Raw genomic sequence first — 15,940 nt, forward strand, 5'->3', positions numbered from 1 at the left:
CAGGAGCCTTAAGATGCAACTACCCGTATTTATAGACTCTACCCATTATAACGACGCAGAGACGCTGATTTCCAACTATGGCGAAGAAGCCGGTCTGGAAGCGGCCAATCGCGCGGACAAGAGCCGATCGGTCGGCAATCATCTCCACTATTGCAAATGGCGGCAGGTGGAACGGCTATGCGTATTGCTTTCGATCGATCAGTCGATCGGGACCGTCCACTGATCTGACGGTCTCTTCTAGCGGTCGGGATTGCAGATGATATCGGCGGCACCGTCGGTCCGGACCATGCAATTGGGCTTGCCGGCTATGTCGATCTGGCCAGCCCCATGGTTGGTGATCACCGCTTCGCGCTTCACGGCCAGCTGACTGCGCGCCGGGCCGCGCTGGGCCAAAGTGAGTTTTTCCGCGGTGAGACCGGGGCTTTCAAAAATACTGGCGCCCTGCAGCTGGAGGACCGCGTCGCGGGCCTTTCCGGACATGACGATCTGGCCACCGCCGGCCATCGAGACATCGAGCCGGTCGGCATCGACCGAATCGATCCGCAGAGTCCCGAAGCCGCCGAGCCGCACGCGCGGGATGCGGCCGGACAATTTGTCGAGTGTCACCAAACCCGAGCCGAGATGGGTGATATTGGTGATGGCATAGCTGCTGAGGTAAAGCGTGACCGGCGCGTCTGCCTCGTAATTGTCGCCACTGAGCGATTTGTTCTGCACCGAAACGGTCAGCTGTTTGCCATTTTTCTGCAGCGAAACCCTGTCCAGCAATTCGCGGGTTTCGCCTTCCGCGCGGGCGGATGGCCCCTTGCCCGAGGTCAGGACAACATTGACCCCGTTGCCGATCCGGATATCGTCAAATCCGAATATCGAGAATTTGCGTTCCGCCGCCTGGGCTGCGGATGAAAGCAGCAGCGTTGCCGAAAGCAGCAAGAGGGAAAAATTTCTCATATCGGTCGCGCCTCTCCAAATTCCATCCAGCCGAGCCAGCGCGGCGTTTTTGGTGCATAATGGCCCCCATTTTCGACCAATTGATACCCATTTGCTTCAATCAGGGTCGAAACCGGTCGATGAAGGTGGCATCCGCCGGCAATATGTTTCCAGACCGGCTCGATCCGCCGCTGCCATTTTTCGGGCCCCTTGTCGGGCGCCCGGCCATGTTCGAGAAACAGGATTTTCCCGCCCGGCTTGAGCACGCGGCGCATTTCCGACAGCACCTGCTTGCCATCCTGGACAGAGCAGAGCGTGAAAGTGGTCAGCACGGTGTCAAAACTGCCGTCGGCATAGGGCATGGCCTCGCCGATGCCGGCATCAATCGTCATCTTGAACCCGCGATCGCCAGCTTCCTTGCGGGTATAGTCGAGCAATTCGGCAGACGGATCGAGGCCGGTCAGGCTGGTGACCTTCGACCGGTCGTAAAATTGCAGATTAATCCCGCCACCGCAGCCGAGTTCGAGCACCTCGCCCTCGGCCCTTGGGACGATTTTGCTGCGGTCTTTCATCACCGCGGGCTGCGAGCATGCCGCGCGGATCAGCTTCGGAACCGCGTATTTTTCCCAGAGATTTGCCATCGCATGCAAATCTGCCACAGCACAGGCAGATCGCCAAGCGATTTCAGCATGTTGCCGTGGCGGCTAGCCGCAGCTTATATCGCCGGACCCCATCGCGCGTGACGTGCACTTGGCATTGCCATGGATCCGGACATCTCCCGAACCCATCACCTTGGCATCCACCGATCCGTCGGATGACAGCTCGACATCACCGCTGCCGGCGACCGATATGCTTGCGCTCGCGGCCTTCAGATCCTTGCCGCTGATATGACCCGAACCGGCGATCGATATGTCCACGGATTCGGCGCTTCCCGCCAGATCGAGATCGCCCGATCCTGCTATTTTGGATTCGAGCGAGTCGGTTTCGATATTGGCGACCCGGATATTGCCGGATCCGGCGATGCTCAGCCTGGTCGAGGCGGAGGTCATCGAGTCAATTTCCATGTCGCCCGAACCGGCGAGCTTCGCGCTTTGCAGAGAGGGAGCGCTGACAAATACCGTCGCCTTGCCGCCATCGCTCGACGACATGCCCTTGCCTTCCCGGCCGATTTTAATATGGCCGCCGGAAATGCTGTAGCGCAATTGCTCTATTGCCTCGGAATCCCCTTCGGCCCGGATGGAAAATTCCGTTCCGGTGGTGAAGACGATATTGTCAGGTCCGGCGAGCGTTATGCCCTCGAACGGGCCGGGGTCGCTGGCACTGGTCCCGATCGGATTACCGTCCGTAAAACTGCTGGTGCTGGACGCGGCATCGCCGACAGCGTCAATGATAGAGCCTTCGCAAGCTGCAAGAGCCAGTAGTGGCGCCAAGAACACTATATTTTTCATCCAAACCTCCGTTGCTGTATTAATGCACTAATACGCCCTCCTCCGACGGAGATCAACCCAAATCTTCTGCCTCCCGCACGGACAAAAAAAAAGGGGCTGCCACATCGTTGCGGCAACCCCTTTCCTGTTTCGACAAACGGCGTTGATCTATCGATCAGTCTTCCTTGACTTCGTAATATTGCGGTGCAGCAATATTGAGTATCTCGAGGATTTTTGTCAGAGCGGTCGGCTCGTCTGTTTCTTCCATGGCCGCGAGCTCGCGGGCAAGGCGGCTGGATGCCGCTTCGAAAATCTGCCGTTCGGAATAGCTTTGTTCCGGCTGGTCGTCGGCCCGGAACAGATCGCGGGTCACTTCGGCAATCGAGACCAGATCGCCCGAATTGATCTTCGCTTCATATTCCTGCGCCCGGCGCGACCACATGGAACGCTTGACCTTGGGCTTGGCTTTCAGGGTTTCGAGCGCTTCACGAAGCGTCTTGTCGGAAGACAATTTGCGCATTCCTACGCCTTCTGCCTTGTTGGTCGGAACCCGCAAGGTCATCCGCTCTTTCTCAAAACGCAAAACATAGAGTTCGAGCTGCATGCCTGCAATTTCTTCATTTTGCAGTTCAATAACCCGGCCAACACCATGTTTCGGATAAACGACATAATCGCCCACATCAAAGGACAGCACATTAGCAGCCATAAATAGCCTTTCTTGAATCAATGGAAAAGAACGCTGGTCACGTTCGAATTTCGTAATAGCCTGACGAAATAACCCTTTCGTGCATATATTTAACGACCGAACACCACCCGCACGCTCAGGTGTTCAGTCGATTGCAACTATTGTGTAACAGATTCGGAACGAAAAAGCAATTTTTCGTTGCAGTGCACAACTGATCCTGACCGGAAACGCCTGTCTCTGGCGGCCGGTTTTCAGGATTTCATGACTCAGGCGCGGCGTACCAGTTGATCCGGACGGACGATCAAGTCCCTCCGGGTCAGATGCAAGACTAGTCGCCCTTGCCGGGTTTCTCGGAGAAGAACGCTTCGAACTTGCCCTCCATGCCCTTGAACTCGTCGGCGTCGGCCGGTGGTTCGCGGCAAACCGTAATATTCGGCCATTCCTCGGAATATTTGGTGTTGACCTCAAGCCATTTTTCCAGCCCGTCTTCGGTGTCGGGAAGAATCGCTTCAGCCGGACATTCGGGTTCACAGACACCGCAATCGATGCATTCGCTGGGGTTGATGACCAGCATGTTATCACCTTCGTAGAAGCAATCCACGGGGCAGACTTCGACACAGTCCATATATTTGCATTTGATGCAGGCTTCGGTAACAACATAAGTCATCTGGTCGCGAACTCCCCTATACCAGTGGGCTATTTTAGGTCGTCAATCCGACCCTAGCTATTGTGCAATTTCTGACACGTCAACAGTTGGTTTAGCCGCTGTTTCGATTGTCGGTTTGCGATAATTCATAACCGGATTGCGCCAGGATGGCGTTGCCGCCCAGGCCGCTATCCTATTTTTTCATACTGTCCCTGAGCGCAGCCAGTTCGGCAAAGGCACCGCCGGCGGTCGCAAGCACCGGCTCGGCATTGCGTTTGGCGGGCGCGCCCTTGGCATGTTTTTGCGGTTTTCCACGGTTTTTTCCATGATCGCGATTATTCTTCCGCGCCATGCCCTTCCACCGCCAATATTGGACGGCGGTGGTTTCTTCCACTGTCGGATTGCTGTTTGCCGTTGCTTCCGCCGGCTTGTCGTCCGTTTCTGGTGCAGGCGGCGCTTCCGCCGCCGGCGCAGCGTCCGGCACAACAGGCTGTTCGGCTTCGGCTTTTGCCTTGTCGGCAGCGGCCGCCGGCGCCGCACCTTCGGCGACAATGGTCGGCTCCACTAGTGCAGGCTTGTCACTGGTTTTAACAAAACCGGCAAGATCGAGCAACGCTTCGTGGCAGCTTTGCGACAGGCCCAGGGAGGTCGCCAGCGCAGGATCGATGGCGAATACAGCCCCTTTCTGCCGGGCTTCATGGGCCTGTTTGATTAACCGTTCGACCATGTCAACGCGGATATATTCTCCGCCAATCCTGCGAAAGCCGAGCCGCGGTGCATTGTCCGCTGCGGCAAAGGCGTCCTGCTTGAGATGCACCGCATTGTCGGGGGTCCGCTCGATCATTGGTTGCGCGTCATATGCGGCGAACAGTGCGGTACGCCATAGCACGGCACCGGGCTTCATCAGCGCATGGTGAAAAATATCCAGCGCGCCGAACACGAGACCGGCGCGGCGGGCATGGCCGCGCATATCATTATCGAGTGCACGGACCGCCTGATCGATCTCGCGCCGCGACAATATGCCGCCGGCATCGACAATCTGCGCGAACAGCGCGCGCACCGCTGCGGGCGTTTCCGGCTGGTTGGCCAGCGCGTCTATTTTCACCAGGCCGTCAAGATGCTTGGCTTTCATCGCGTCGACCCAGAGCTTGACGCGATCCATCACTTTCTGACCGTCTTCGGGGGTCATGTCCTTGATCGCGTGGTCGAATTTGATCTCGGGTTGCAAAAGAGACTTGCCCTTGGTCAGCATCGCGAGCCGGGATTCGCCCCAGAGTATGGCTGGCGTTCCGGTCGCGTCGGGTTCCAGCGTCAATACGCTGTCCGGTGCCTTGGCTAGAGCGTCTGCATTTTCCGTCATAATACGTCCCAAATATCTTTCTGCTGCCGCAAGCAGCATCTTGCGGTCCTCGCTCCGGCTATCGGAAGGCACGACAAATTGGAAGCCCTTGAGTGTTCCTATTTCCTGCCCCTCGACCAGCACCATACCGTCTCCGTCGATACTGACATCCTGAGATAGCGTGTCCTTGAGCAGGCCGCGCATCAAAATCCGCGTCCGCTTGTCGACAAAGCGCTGGGTAAGCTGGCTGTGCATCGCATCGCTGAGCCGCGATTCCAGCGCCCGGGTGCGCTCGACCATCACCTCGGGCTGCTCCACCCAACGGGCTTTCTGGGCGATATAGCTCCAGCTGCGGGCAGCGGCGATGCGCGCGCCGAGCGTGGCGATATCGCCCTGGACATTTTCCAGCCGCGCAATTTCCTGCGCCATCCGGGCGTGCGGAATTCGGCCCGAACCGCTGGCGAGATGTGGCCAGAGCGAAGCAACGAAACGGGCCTGATGGTCCGCGCCGACCTTGCGAAAATCTGGGATGCAGGCCGCTTCCCAGAGCAGCCGCACCATCTCCGGCGACCGGACGTGCCGGGCAACCACAGGGTCCTGTCCGAGTTTCTTCAACACCGCGAGGTCCACGGCTTCCGGCGCGGGATGCAGGCGCTGGCGTCGCGGCTTTTGCTCAAGCGAGCCGATCAGCCAGTCGAGCGATCCGAAATCGGGTTCGGCATTGCGCCAGTATAACCACTCGAGCCCGGGGAAGCGATGCTCTTCCAGCCGTTCGATATCCTCGGCCTGCAATTCGTCGGAGGAATCCAGCCCGGACAATGTGCCGAAGCTCCCGTCCTTCTGGTGCCGACCTGCGCGCCCGGCAATCTGCCCGATCTCAGCGAGGGTCAGCCGCCGCCTGCGGCGGCCGTCAAATTTGCGCAGCGCGGCAAAGGCGACATGGGTGACGTCGAGGTTGAGCCCCATGCCGATGGCATCGGTGGCGACGAGATAGTCGACCTCGCCGTCCTGATACATTTTGACCTGCGCGTTGCGGGTTTGCGGCGACAGCGATCCCATGACGATCGCCGCCCCGCCATGCTGGCGCCGGAGCATTTCGGCAATCGCGTAAACATCCTCCAGCGAGAAGGCCACGATCGCCGAGCGGCGCGGCAGCCGGGACAGCTTGCGCGATCCGGCATAGCTCAGGGTGGAGAAGCGGGGCCGGGTGATGATCTCGGCATCGGGCAGCAAGGTCTCGATCAGCGGGCGCAGGCTTTCCGACCCGAGGATCATGGTTTCTTCCCGGCCGCGGGCATGAAGCATCCGGTCGGTAAATATATGGCCACGCTCCGGATCGATACCGATCTGCGCCTCGTCGATCGCGACAAAGGCAAATTCGCGGTCCATCGGCATGGCTTCGGCGGTGCACAGAAACCATTGCGCCTGCTTCGGGATGATTTTCTCTTCGCCGGTGACCAGCGCCACCCGGTTGGCCCCCTTGAGCGCAACCACACGGTCGTAGACTTCCCGCGCCAGCAAGCGGAGCGGGAAGCCGATCATACCGCTCGAATGGGCACACATGCGTTCGATGGCAAGATGGGTTTTGCCGGTATTGGTCGGGCCGAGAACGGCGACAAGGGACGACTGGGATAACCGGGACATTGCCAGCACAACAGACGATCAGACACAGAGTTGCAAGCGCCATGGTATAAAATTTCGCAAACGCGGACCGGACAGCCGCGATTTTGCACGACTCGCCGCATGTAAACGGCCTGCACGGCGGGTTAATTTGACTTTAACCAAGTTCCTGCACAGAGGTTGCTCATATATAAGATGCAAGGCTATATTGTATCGCCAAGGGGTTCGTTTGTTCAAGAGTATCGACGATATCGACATCCAAGGTCAGGGATCTGCAACCATCGCGGCAGATTCCCTTGGCTCGTCGCTGCCCCCCTTGCCTTCTTTCAGGGAAAAATTCGCCCAGGCGCGTGAATATTTTGCAGAAGTCGACTGGGTCCCCGATCTTGGCGTCGACATCGGCAGCCCGTCCTGGTTCCGCGGTCTTGTCACACTGGTGGCGTTGAGCGGCTTTGCAATCAGCGCGCTTCCCGATTTTGGACCGATTGCCGGACATCGCGCCGATCCGCTAAGCGGGTTTCGCGCCGACCAGGCCCGGTCGCAGATGATCGCGCCGCTGGCATACGGGTCCGACACCGGCATCCGGATGGCCGCGACCGATGCGGTCCGGCCGCTGGCGGAAAGCCCCGAACGACCTTCGGTCGAACTGGTCGCCACGCTCGGCCGGGGCGACAGCCTGCGCCGGGTGCTGCAACGCGCCGGTGTCGCCAGCGACGAAGCTGCTCAGGTCAATGATCTGGTCAGCGGTGCCGTTTCGCTCGGCGACATCAAGCCGGGCACCAAGATCGATATCATTCTTGGCCGTCGCCCAGCGAAAAATCAGGCCCGGCCACTCGACCAACTGGCATTTCGCGCGCGCTTCGACCTCAATCTCGAGATACTCCGCGATAACGCCCGGCTGAAACTCAACCGCAAGCCGATACTGGTCGATGATACACCGCTGCGGATCAAGGGCACGGTCGGATCGAGCCTCTATCGCTCGGCGCGTGCCGCCGGAGCCCCCGCCGATGCGGTCCAGAAATATCTCCAGGTCATCGGCTCGAAAATGTCCGTGTCCCGCGATATCCGCGCGACGGACGAATTTGACATCATCATATCCTATCGCCGCGCCGAAACCGGCGAGGTCGAGGTGGGTGACCTGGTCTATGCCGGCCTCGACCGTGACGGCAAGCCCGCGGCGCAGATGCTGAAATGGCAAAGCGGTGGCCGGACCAACTGGTTCGAGGCATCAGGCGTCGGCCAGTCGAATGGCGAACTGGCCCGGCCAACCAACGGACGGATCACCTCCAGCTATGGCATGCGCCGCCATCCGATCCTGCGCTATAAGCGCATGCACAGCGGAATGGATTTTGGCGGCGGCTATGGCGCTCCCATCTATGCCGTGACCGACGGAACCGTCACCTATGCCGGACGCAAGGGCGGCTTCGGCAATTTTGTCAAAGTGCAACATAGCGGCGGGCTGGCCTCGGGCTATGCCCATATGAGCCGGATTGCGGTGAGCAACGGACGGCGGGTCCGCAAGGGCCAGATCCTAGGCTATATCGGTTCGACGGGCCTGTCGACCGGCCCGCACCTCCACTATGAACTCTATCGCGGTGGGCGGGCGATCAATCCCAGCTCGGTCAAATTTGTCGAACGCGCCCAGCTGGGCGGACGGGAATTGCGCCGCTTCAAGGGCGAGTTGCAGAAGTTGAAACTTGTCGTGCCGGGCGCCGCATTGGGCACGCTGAAAAGTACCACGGCACAAGCCGCGCCCGAACGCGAGATCAACCGGCTCAACAAGCCGCTCAAGAGCTAGGCCCGGCAGCGGGCTTCCAAACAGTTGCACAGAAGAGTTGAGCGCCGCTGCCTGCTAAGCTAAGCATTGCCCATGTCACAGCAAGCCTCCTTCCCGCACAGCCGGTTGCGCCGTACCCGCACCCATGGCTGGAGCCGCTCGATGGTCCGGGAGACGCATCTGTCGCCATCCGATCTGATCTGGCCCCTGTTCATCACCGAAGGCAAGGGCGTCGAGGAACCGGTCGCCGCCCTGCCCGGCGTTTCGCGCTGGTCGGTCGACGGCATCGTAGAGCGGGCGCGGGAAGCCCGCGACCTGGGCATTCCCTGCCTTGCTCTATTTCCCAACACAGCAGCGGACAAGCGCAGCGATGACGGCAAGGAAGCGCTCAACCCCGACAATCTGATGTGCCGCGCCACCAGAGCGGTGAAGGACGCGCTGGGCGAGGATATCGGCATTCTTACCGACGTCGCGCTCGATCCCTATACCAGCCACGGCCAGGACGGATTGCTCGACGACAAGGGCTATGTCGCAAATGACCGCACGCTCGACATGCTGACCAAGCAGGCGCTGAACCAGGCCAATGCCGGGGCCGATATCATCGCGCCGTCGGACATGATGGATGGAAGGGTCGGCGCGATCCGCGACGTGCTCGAACTGGCCCATCATCACAATGTCCAGATCATGGCCTACTCCGCCAAATATGCCAGCGCCTTCTACGGCCCGTTCCGCGATGCCGTGGGTTCCGGCGGGCTGCTGAAAGGCGACAAGAAGACCTACCAGATGGATCCGGCCAACAGCGACGAGGCGATTCGCGAAATCGCCTTTGATATTGCCGAAGGCGCCGACAGCATCATGGTCAAGCCGGGCCTTGCCTATCTCGACATCATCTATCGCGCGAAATCGCAATTCAATGTGCCGGTCTTCGCCTATCAGGTGTCCGGCGAATATGCGCTGATCAAGGTCGGTGCCGCAGCCGGAGTCGGCGATCATGACGCGCTGATGATGGAGAAACTGATCGCGTTCAAACGCGCAGGATGCTCCGGTATCCTCACCTATTTTGCGGCCGATGCCGCGCGCTTGCTCAATGGCTGACAAAGCCGCCGATATTGTTCTGGAAACCGAACGGCTGCTGCTGCGCAAATGGCGCAAGAGCGACATTGATCCGTTCATGGAACATCTCAATACCCGCAACGTGATGCGGTGGCTGGGTGGCGTGCAGGACCGGGAAACATTCGACGCAGCGATGGAACGGCTGCAGGGCTATGATCGCGACTTCGGGCACACATTCTGGATCATCGAGCGCAAGTCCGATCAGGAAATTCTCGGCTTTTGCGGCCTGAAACGCGTCAACGCGCCGCAGCCGAAGCTGACCGGCGCCCATGAAATCGGCTGGCGCCTGCGTGAAGATGCCTGGGGCAAAGGCTATGCCAAGGAAGCCGCCACCGCCTGCATGGACGCCGCCTTTACCCGCTGGAACGCGCCCTATGTCGTCGCGCTGACGGTCTCGGGCAACGAGCCGAGCCGGGGGTTGATGAAGCGCCTCGGCATGCGACACCATCCCGAACTGGATTTTCACGATCCCAATTATGGCCCAGAGCTGAATCCGACTATTGTCTACAAAATCACAGCTGACGAATGGAACTCCGGAATATGACAGCCCCCCTCATCCTGCCGTTCAATGGCAAAACTCCCAGAATCCATCCCAGCGCCTTTATTGCACCGGGCTGCAAGATTATCGGCGATGTCGAAATCGGTCCCGAATCGAGCGTCTGGTATAATTGCGTGATTCGCGCCGACGTGAATTTCATCCGCATCGGTGCGCGCAGCAATATCCAGGACGGCACCACCATCCATTGCGACAGCGCGACGCCAGCCACGCCCAATGGCAACCCGACGATCATCGGCGATGACGTACTGGTCGGTCATATGGTGATGCTGCACGGCGCGACGCTGGAAGACCGCGCTTTCGTCGGCCTGAGCACGACGGTCATGGACGGCTGTGTAATAGAAGGCGACGCGATGCTCGCCGCCGGTGCGATACTGACCCCCAACAAGCGCATCCCTGCGGGGCAGCTATGGGCCGGTTCGCCAGCCAAATATATGCGCGATCTGACCGAACCGGCGATTGCCGGCATGCGCATGGGCGTTGCCCATTATGTCGAGAATGCCAAGGCGCACAAGGCAGCCATCGACGCCCTGTAAGTTGCTGACCTAATATGTTAGTCCTCTGACCGGGTCGCTGTTTTTGGGAGACGGCGAGATGACTGAACATATAGATACAAACAAAGTCGAGCAGCTGGCGGGCAAAGTCATTGGTGACGTCGCCGGTGCGATGGCGATTTTCATGTCCTATCTCGGCGATCAGGCGGGCGTATATGAAGCGATGGATGGCGCCGGCCCCCTGTCCGTCGACGCGCTGGCCGCAAAAACAGGCCTGAACCCGAAATATCTATACCAATGGCTCGGTTCCAATGCGGCGGCAGGCTATGTCACCCATCATTCGGACGGTGATCTTTTTTCGTTAAGCCCCGAACAGGCTCTGGTCCTTTCCCGCGAAGGCCAACCGGCCTGCATGCAGGGATTTTTCCAGAGTGTCGTATCCCAGTTTGAAACCCAGGCAAAAGCGGTCGAAACGTTCAAGTCCGGCGAAGGCAGGCCCTGGGGGGATCATTCGACATGCTGCTTCTGCGGCACCGACCGGTTTTTCCGGCCCGGTTATGAAGCCTGCCTGATCGATCAGTGGATTCCTGCTCTGGACGGCGTCGAGGCCAAGTTAAAGGCCGGAGCCAAGGTTGCCGACATCGCCTGCGGCCACGGTTCATCGACAGTGCTGATGGCGCAGGCCTATCCCGATTCGGTGATCCACGGCATCGACTTTCATGAACCGTCGATCATCGAGGCAAGGGCAAAAGCCAAAGCGGCGGGTGTGACCAATGTCGAATTCCAGGTCGCCAAGGCGCAGGATTTCACAGGAGATGGTTTTGACTTCGCCTGTATTTTCGATGCCTTGCATGACATGGGAGATCCAGTGGGTGCGGCCGCGCATATTCGCAAGGCGCTGCGGCCGGACGGCACGTTCATGCTGGTCGAGCCGCTCGCAGGAGACCGGATGGAAGACAATCTCCATCCCCTTGGCCAAATTTTCTACGCTTTCTCGACGACCATCTGCACCCCGGCTTCACTGGCGCAAGAAGTCGGCTTGGGCCTCGGAGCACAGGCCGGGCAAAAGCGTTTGACGGAAGTTCTCGATCAAGCCGGCTTTTCATCCGTACGGCGCGCAACCGAAACCCCGACCAATATGGTGCTGGAGGTAAGCGGCTGACAGAAGCAGCACATCGCTTGCAGGGCGAATCGGCTGCAGATCAGTTTCGAATCAGCGCAGCCGGTTCATCATGGCGTCGATTTCGGTTTGCTGGCGGTCCACCTGCGCCTGCACGACATCGCGCTGCCGGGCGATGATGGTCGTACCACCCGATTCGCCTGCAACCGTTTCCCGCTCGAGCTGGCCCCGAAAAAGCGCGTCTATATCGGCCAAGGCCTCGACCGACGGGCTCCGGTCGCCCTCGAGCGCGGCCAGTTCCACATGCGCGGCGACCCATGATTCGCTGGATACCGCGGCATTGCGCGCGGCATCGACTCGCCGCTTGACGGCTGGAAGTCGGGACTGAAACTGGCTGTGCGCCGCCCCGCTTCGCGCCACTGCGGCGTTCAGATCGCTTTGGACGTCAGCGGGCAGTGCGATCTCGACGGCAGGAAGCGTCTCCGATTCAGCTATGGCAGCACCATCTTCATAGGGCCGTTTCTGAAGCGATGGAAAATCGCCCTCGCTCATCGCGCAACCGGACAGCGTAACAGCGATAATCGTCATCGAAGCTGAGAGTTTTTTCATTGCTCTGTCTTTAGGTTAGGCTTATCCCCTCTGCAACGGCGAATATCCGAGGATCGAACGGAACATTGCCAGGTCCGCCGAATAGCCAAAATCGCCTTAAGCCGGTTGACAGCGCCAGCCTCATCGGTTAGCTGCCCACTCTTTCCAGCGTGGGCCGAGAGACTCGCGTCAACGGGCTTGTGCGCTGGAACCACAAATTTGAAACGGAAAAAAAGCCATGTTCGCAATTGTGCGCACCGGCGGCAAACAATATCGGGTTGCCGCAGGAGATATTATCGCAGTCGAAAAACTAGCCGGTGAAGCTGGTGATTCGATCACTCTGGACGACGTTTTGCTGGCCGGAGACGGTGGCGACATGAAGGACCTCAAGGGCCTGACCGTTGCGGCTGAAATTATCGCCCAGGAAAAAGGCGAGAAGGTCATCATCTTCAAGAAGCGTCGCCGGCACAATTATCGCCGCAAAAACGGCCATCGCCAGCAGCATACCGTGCTGAAGATCAGCGCGATCGGTTCCGAAAAGGCTCCGGCCAAGGCTGCAGCGAAGAAAGAAGCTGCTCCTGCTGCTGAAAAGCCAGCCGCAGAAGCGAAAGCTGCTCCGGCCAAGAAGGCACCAGCCAAAAAGGCTGCTGCAAAGACAGAAACCAAACCAGCTGCTGCCAAGAAGGCTCCAGCTAAAAAGCCAGCAGCCAAAAAGCCGGCTGCGAAGAAAGAGGACTAAACCATGGCACATAAAAAAGCAGGTGGTTCATCCCGCAACGGACGCGACTCAGCAGGTCGTCGTCTGGGCGTAAAGAAATTCGGCAGCGAAGCTGTTGTCGCCGGAAATATTATCATCCGCCAACGCGGAACCCAGACCCATGCGGGTCGCAATGTCGGTATGGGCAAGGACCATACCCTGTTTGCGCTCGTTGACGGCAAAGTGGAATTCCACAAGGGCAAGCTCGGTCGCAAATATGTGTCCGTCGACCTTATGGCGGAAGCCGCAGAATAACCGGACAATCGATAAAGGGTTGTCCTCCAGCAGGATGACCCGGCAGGTTCCAAGGAACCACCAATTTCAGGGAGAGGGTCATCCTCTCCCTTTTTTTGTCTCTCCCTGTAAGAATGTCTCCATGCTGTAACCGTTCCCTCCTAGTGGCCGGTCACGACATAGGGGCAGACGATAGCAGACTGTGGAGAGTCGAAATGTTTGCACGGACCGAAAGATTATTATTGAGACCAGGCTGGCCCGAAGACGCGCCCGCCGTTCATGCCGCGATCAACGATCAGGCGGTCGTCCGCAACCTCGGGTCGGCCCCCTGGCCCTATGAACGCGAGGATGCCGAGCAGTTCCTGTCCATGGAAAGGCCTGTCCTTCAACCCAATTTCCTTATTTTCCGGCGGACTGCCGGATCACCGCAGCTGGTCGGGTCGATCGGATTTGGCGATCTGGGTGCCGGAGAGCTTGAAATCGGCTACTGGATTGCCCGCGGTCATTGGGGACGCGGCTATGCAACCGAGGCGGGCCGTGCAGCGATAGAAATTGCCCGGGCTGTTGGTCATCGCGACATGCTGGCGGAGCATTTTGTCGACAATCCCGGGTCCGGAAAAGTCTTGAGAAAGCTCGGTTTCAGGCCCACTGGCCAGATTGCGCCGCGCTATTCGAAGGGACGGGGCGAAAAAGTGGACGCGGTCCAGTTCAGGCTGCAATTGGCCGCGGATGACGATAGCGACATCATGCGACCGATGGCAGCCTGATTCCATCAGAGCCGGTCAGGCTACTTTTTTAACATATTCCTCGACCGGCGCATCTTTGGGGACCAGGGCGGCGACAGTCACCGGCGGTTGATCCATGATCGCCGCTTCATATTCGCTCTCGGCGAGCTGAATGAGGTGGCGATCATCGATGTCCCACGGATGGAAGCCGGGTTTGAAAAACTGCAACCACGGCCATATCGTCCGCCGCAGAGGAGCGGGGCCGACCAGCGCATAATGGGCAAGCCCGATCCATGCGCGGAATCCGGTGATGCCATCCTGGCGCAGCAGATCGATCACGCCCCTGGTCCGGTTTATCGTAAAGCCGAGGGAGATCTTGGCCATAAACGCGCTGCGTACATACCAGCGTTTCAGCGGATTCCAGTCCCTGGTTATGTGAAGCCAGGTGTCATAGGCCACGCCCTTGTGCTCGACCTCTTCCGAGGAATGCCACAGCCAGAGCTTGCGTTGCTCCTCGTCGGCATGTTCGAAATGCCGCGGATTGGCAATCACCTCGGCGGCCAGAATCGCCGTGATATGTTCGATACACATGGTCGCGACGAGATGGATTATCTCCGGCTGCGCCCTGATATATGACACAACGTTGCTGATCGACTCTTCAAGCCGCGAGATATCCAGATCGCAACTAGCCAGATGCTGGTTGAAAAAATGATGCTCGCGACTGTGGGTTGCTTCCTGCTGGATGAAGGAACGAATCTCGCCCTGCAACTTGGGTGGCGTACGGTCGCGATATTTCTTCAGCACCTCGATAAACAGCGCCTCACCCTTGGGGAAGATCGCCGACAGGCAATTAAAAAATGCCGACGCATAGGGGTCACCACCGATCCAGCGGCGGCGTTCGATCACCGCGCTGGCAAAATGCCGGTTGCGACATTGGATATTGAGATCGATCGGCGTCGGGTTTTTTCGGGCGTCGGTTTCTTGGGGGCGCTCGGCATCGGTCGGTGATTTGGCCGTCGCTGGAATTCTGTCCATATGTTTTTAAACCTCTTGTCTTGATTGGTAGCGACCCAACCGATGGTTCTGGTTAAGCGTTTTCTAGACAAGGAAGGTTAAGGTTCGGCATGGCAACATGCCTAACGATCATGGTTGAAAATTGGTTACCACAGCCGGAAATGGCGGAATTTCAAGCATCTGATAAGGTGCAGATTGAAACCCATTGGTTTACATGCGACGGTAGCGGAAATACCAGACATCGTGACCCTGACGCCGGGCCTTGGCTTCATAACGTGTCTCCGGCCAGCCACCCGGGCGGTTCGTCCAGCTTTCCGGACCGTCGCACAGCCATTCGAACTCGCTGCGCTGGTTCATGATCATGCAGGCCCATTCCAGATAGACCGGATGATCGGTGCCGAACCGAAATTCCCCGCCCGGCTTCAGCTTTGCGGCAATCATGTCGACCGGCCCGTGATTCATGAATCGCCGCTTGGCGTGGCGCGCCTTTGGCCATGGATCGGGATGGAGCAGATAGACAAAACTCAGCGAGCCGTCCGGAATTCTTTCCAGCACATCCAGCGCATTGCCCATGTGCAGGCGAACATTGGCCAAGCGTTTATCGCGAATATGCTGCAATGCGCCGACCACGCCGTTTAGATAGGGCTCGCAACCGATAAAGCCGTGATCGGGAAGCATGTCCGCACGGGTGGCCAGATGCTCCCCGGCGCCAAAACCGATTTCGAAATGCATCGGCCGATCGCCGTCGAATAACGTTTTCGATGACACCGGACCTTCGACCGGGACAGCGATTTGCGGCAGCAGTTTCTCGATCAGCTCGACCTGCTGGTCGCGCAGCGCATGACCCTGACGGCGGCCATATAGCTGGCGGATCGTGGTCGGATCACCTTCGTTATTTGCGGTCATGACGCTGAGATTTCT

The 15,940-nt window shown here is 58.8% G+C and carries 18 protein-coding genes; 9 read left to right on the plus strand and 9 right to left on the minus strand.

Annotated elements, in window-relative coordinates:
* Positions 1-13: 13 nt before the first annotated feature.
* Positions 14-223 (plus strand): hypothetical protein, encoded by a 210-nt coding sequence (locus tag HUO14_RS15780; protein ID WP_176280792.1) that lies wholly within the window; start codon positions 14-16, stop codon positions 221-223.
* Between the two features lie 14 nt (positions 224-237).
* Here HUO14_RS15780 and HUO14_RS15785 read toward each other — a convergent pair whose 3' ends face one another.
* The 6 genes from HUO14_RS15785 to HUO14_RS15810 all read right to left on the minus strand — a co-directional run bounded on the left by HUO14_RS15785 (position 238) and on the right by HUO14_RS15810 (position 6,665).
* A complete protein-coding gene (locus HUO14_RS15785) occupies positions 238-945 on the minus strand; it encodes a GIN domain-containing protein (RefSeq protein WP_176280793.1) in 708 nt (235 codons plus the stop codon).
* Entirely contained in the window at positions 942-1,583 is a 642-nt protein-coding gene (locus HUO14_RS15790) for a class I SAM-dependent methyltransferase (RefSeq protein ID WP_343046117.1), read from the minus strand. The genes HUO14_RS15785 and HUO14_RS15790 overlap by 4 nt, the downstream gene beginning before the upstream one ends.
* Before the next feature lie 45 nt (positions 1,584-1,628).
* Complete coding sequence (locus HUO14_RS15795) at positions 1,629-2,372, minus strand: head GIN domain-containing protein (RefSeq protein ID WP_176280794.1); 744 nt, start codon at positions 2,370-2,372, stop codon at positions 1,629-1,631.
* Positions 2,373-2,526: 154 nt separating this feature from the next.
* On the minus strand, positions 2,527-3,057 hold the full coding sequence (locus HUO14_RS15800; RefSeq protein WP_176280795.1) for a CarD family transcriptional regulator: 531 nt from the start codon (positions 3,055-3,057) through the stop codon (positions 2,527-2,529).
* Between the two features lie 307 nt (positions 3,058-3,364).
* On the minus strand, positions 3,365-3,703 hold the full coding sequence (gene fdxA / locus HUO14_RS15805) for a ferredoxin FdxA (protein WP_176280796.1): 339 nt from the start codon (positions 3,701-3,703) through the stop codon (positions 3,365-3,367).
* Positions 3,704-3,875: 172 nt separating this feature from the next.
* Positions 3,876-6,665, minus strand: coding sequence for a helicase-related protein (locus HUO14_RS15810; protein WP_176280797.1), 2,790 nt, complete (start codon positions 6,663-6,665; stop codon positions 3,876-3,878).
* Positions 6,666-6,870: 205 nt separating this feature from the next.
* Here HUO14_RS15810 and HUO14_RS15815 point away from each other — a divergent pair, with 205 nt between their 5' ends.
* From HUO14_RS15815 to HUO14_RS15835, 5 genes are all read left to right on the plus strand, one after another.
* Complete coding sequence (locus HUO14_RS15815; RefSeq protein WP_246255725.1) at positions 6,871-8,439, plus strand: M23 family metallopeptidase; 1,569 nt, start codon at positions 6,871-6,873, stop codon at positions 8,437-8,439.
* A 72-nt stretch (positions 8,440-8,511) separates the two neighbouring features.
* The gene (hemB, locus tag HUO14_RS15820; RefSeq protein ID WP_176280799.1) at positions 8,512-9,513 is read left to right on the plus strand and encodes a porphobilinogen synthase; all 1,002 of its coding nucleotides are present in this window, start codon (positions 8,512-8,514) and stop codon (positions 9,511-9,513) included.
* The gene (locus HUO14_RS15825; protein WP_176280800.1) at positions 9,506-10,075 is read left to right on the plus strand and encodes a GNAT family N-acetyltransferase; all 570 of its coding nucleotides are present in this window, start codon (positions 9,506-9,508) and stop codon (positions 10,073-10,075) included. Before hemB ends, HUO14_RS15825 begins: the two co-directional genes overlap by 8 nt.
* Positions 10,072-10,623, plus strand: a complete 552-nt coding sequence (locus tag HUO14_RS15830; protein ID WP_176280801.1) for a gamma carbonic anhydrase family protein — start codon at positions 10,072-10,074, stop codon at positions 10,621-10,623. Before HUO14_RS15825 ends, HUO14_RS15830 begins: the two co-directional genes overlap by 4 nt.
* 58 nt (positions 10,624-10,681) lie before the next feature.
* Positions 10,682-11,743 (plus strand): class I SAM-dependent methyltransferase, encoded by a 1,062-nt coding sequence (locus tag HUO14_RS15835; RefSeq protein WP_176280802.1) that lies wholly within the window; start codon positions 10,682-10,684, stop codon positions 11,741-11,743.
* Between the two features lie 51 nt (positions 11,744-11,794).
* Here the strand turns inward: HUO14_RS15835 and HUO14_RS15840 are convergent, their stop codons facing one another.
* The gene (locus HUO14_RS15840; RefSeq protein WP_176280803.1) at positions 11,795-12,310 is read right to left on the minus strand and encodes a hypothetical protein; all 516 of its coding nucleotides are present in this window, start codon (positions 12,308-12,310) and stop codon (positions 11,795-11,797) included.
* Positions 12,311-12,527: 217 nt separating this feature from the next.
* Here HUO14_RS15840 and rplU point away from each other — a divergent pair, with 217 nt between their 5' ends.
* The 3 genes from rplU (at position 12,528) to HUO14_RS15855 (ending at position 14,047) form a co-directional block, all read left to right on the plus strand.
* Complete coding sequence (rplU, locus tag HUO14_RS15845) at positions 12,528-13,028, plus strand: 50S ribosomal protein L21 (protein ID WP_176280804.1); 501 nt, start codon at positions 12,528-12,530, stop codon at positions 13,026-13,028.
* Positions 13,029-13,031: 3 nt separating this feature from the next.
* Positions 13,032-13,301, plus strand: coding sequence for a 50S ribosomal protein L27 (gene rpmA, locus HUO14_RS15850; protein ID WP_067197476.1), 270 nt, complete (start codon positions 13,032-13,034; stop codon positions 13,299-13,301).
* A gap of 194 nt (positions 13,302-13,495) precedes the next feature.
* The gene (locus HUO14_RS15855; protein ID WP_176280805.1) at positions 13,496-14,047 is read left to right on the plus strand and encodes a GNAT family N-acetyltransferase; all 552 of its coding nucleotides are present in this window, start codon (positions 13,496-13,498) and stop codon (positions 14,045-14,047) included.
* A gap of 15 nt (positions 14,048-14,062) precedes the next feature.
* Here HUO14_RS15855 and HUO14_RS15860 read toward each other — a convergent pair whose 3' ends face one another.
* Both HUO14_RS15860 and trmB read right to left on the minus strand, forming a co-directional pair.
* Positions 14,063-15,040: a metal-dependent hydrolase gene (locus HUO14_RS15860; protein ID WP_176280806.1), complete on the minus strand. Its 978-nt coding sequence runs from the start codon at positions 15,038-15,040 to the stop codon at positions 14,063-14,065.
* 189 nt (positions 15,041-15,229) lie between these two features.
* A complete protein-coding gene (gene trmB, locus HUO14_RS15865) occupies positions 15,230-15,925 on the minus strand; it encodes a tRNA (guanine(46)-N(7))-methyltransferase TrmB (protein WP_176280807.1) in 696 nt (231 codons plus the stop codon).
* Positions 15,926-15,940: the final 15 nt, after the last annotated feature.

The organism is Parasphingorhabdus flavimaris (genome assembly GCF_013371215.1).
Classification (GTDB): Bacteria; Pseudomonadota; Alphaproteobacteria; order Sphingomonadales; family Sphingomonadaceae; genus Parasphingorhabdus; species Parasphingorhabdus flavimaris.

What these genes read in the sequence shown, in the direction of transcription:
- HUO14_RS15780 (WP_176280792.1), top strand. Translation starts at nt 14, where the DNA reads ATGCAACTACCCGTATTTATAGACTCTACCCATTATAACGACGCAGAG.
- HUO14_RS15785 (WP_176280793.1), bottom strand. Translation starts at nt 945, where the DNA reads ATGAGAAATTTTTCCCTCTTGCTGCTTTCGGCAACGCTGCTGCTTTCA.
- HUO14_RS15795 (WP_176280794.1), bottom strand. Translation starts at nt 2,372, where the DNA reads ATGAAAAATATAGTGTTCTTGGCGCCACTACTGGCTCTTGCAGCTTGC.
- HUO14_RS15800 (WP_176280795.1), bottom strand. Translation starts at nt 3,057, where the DNA reads ATGGCTGCTAATGTGCTGTCCTTTGATGTGGGCGATTATGTCGTTTAT.
- fdxA (WP_176280796.1), bottom strand. Translation starts at nt 3,703, where the DNA reads ATGACTTATGTTGTTACCGAAGCCTGCATCAAATGCAAATATATGGAC.
- HUO14_RS15810 (WP_176280797.1), bottom strand. Translation starts at nt 6,665, where the DNA reads ATGTCCCGGTTATCCCAGTCGTCCCTTGTCGCCGTTCTCGGCCCGACC.
- hemB (WP_176280799.1), top strand. Translation starts at nt 8,512, where the DNA reads ATGTCACAGCAAGCCTCCTTCCCGCACAGCCGGTTGCGCCGTACCCGC.
- HUO14_RS15825 (WP_176280800.1), top strand. Translation starts at nt 9,506, where the DNA reads ATGGCTGACAAAGCCGCCGATATTGTTCTGGAAACCGAACGGCTGCTG.
- HUO14_RS15830 (WP_176280801.1), top strand. Translation starts at nt 10,072, where the DNA reads ATGACAGCCCCCCTCATCCTGCCGTTCAATGGCAAAACTCCCAGAATC.
- HUO14_RS15835 (WP_176280802.1), top strand. Translation starts at nt 10,682, where the DNA reads ATGACTGAACATATAGATACAAACAAAGTCGAGCAGCTGGCGGGCAAA.
- HUO14_RS15840 (WP_176280803.1), bottom strand. Translation starts at nt 12,310, where the DNA reads ATGAAAAAACTCTCAGCTTCGATGACGATTATCGCTGTTACGCTGTCC.
- rplU (WP_176280804.1), top strand. Translation starts at nt 12,528, where the DNA reads ATGTTCGCAATTGTGCGCACCGGCGGCAAACAATATCGGGTTGCCGCA.
- rpmA (WP_067197476.1), top strand. Translation starts at nt 13,032, where the DNA reads ATGGCACATAAAAAAGCAGGTGGTTCATCCCGCAACGGACGCGACTCA.
- HUO14_RS15855 (WP_176280805.1), top strand. Translation starts at nt 13,496, where the DNA reads ATGTTTGCACGGACCGAAAGATTATTATTGAGACCAGGCTGGCCCGAA.
- HUO14_RS15860 (WP_176280806.1), bottom strand. Translation starts at nt 15,040, where the DNA reads ATGGACAGAATTCCAGCGACGGCCAAATCACCGACCGATGCCGAGCGC.
- trmB (WP_176280807.1), bottom strand. Translation starts at nt 15,925, where the DNA reads ATGACCGCAAATAACGAAGGTGATCCGACCACGATCCGCCAGCTATAT.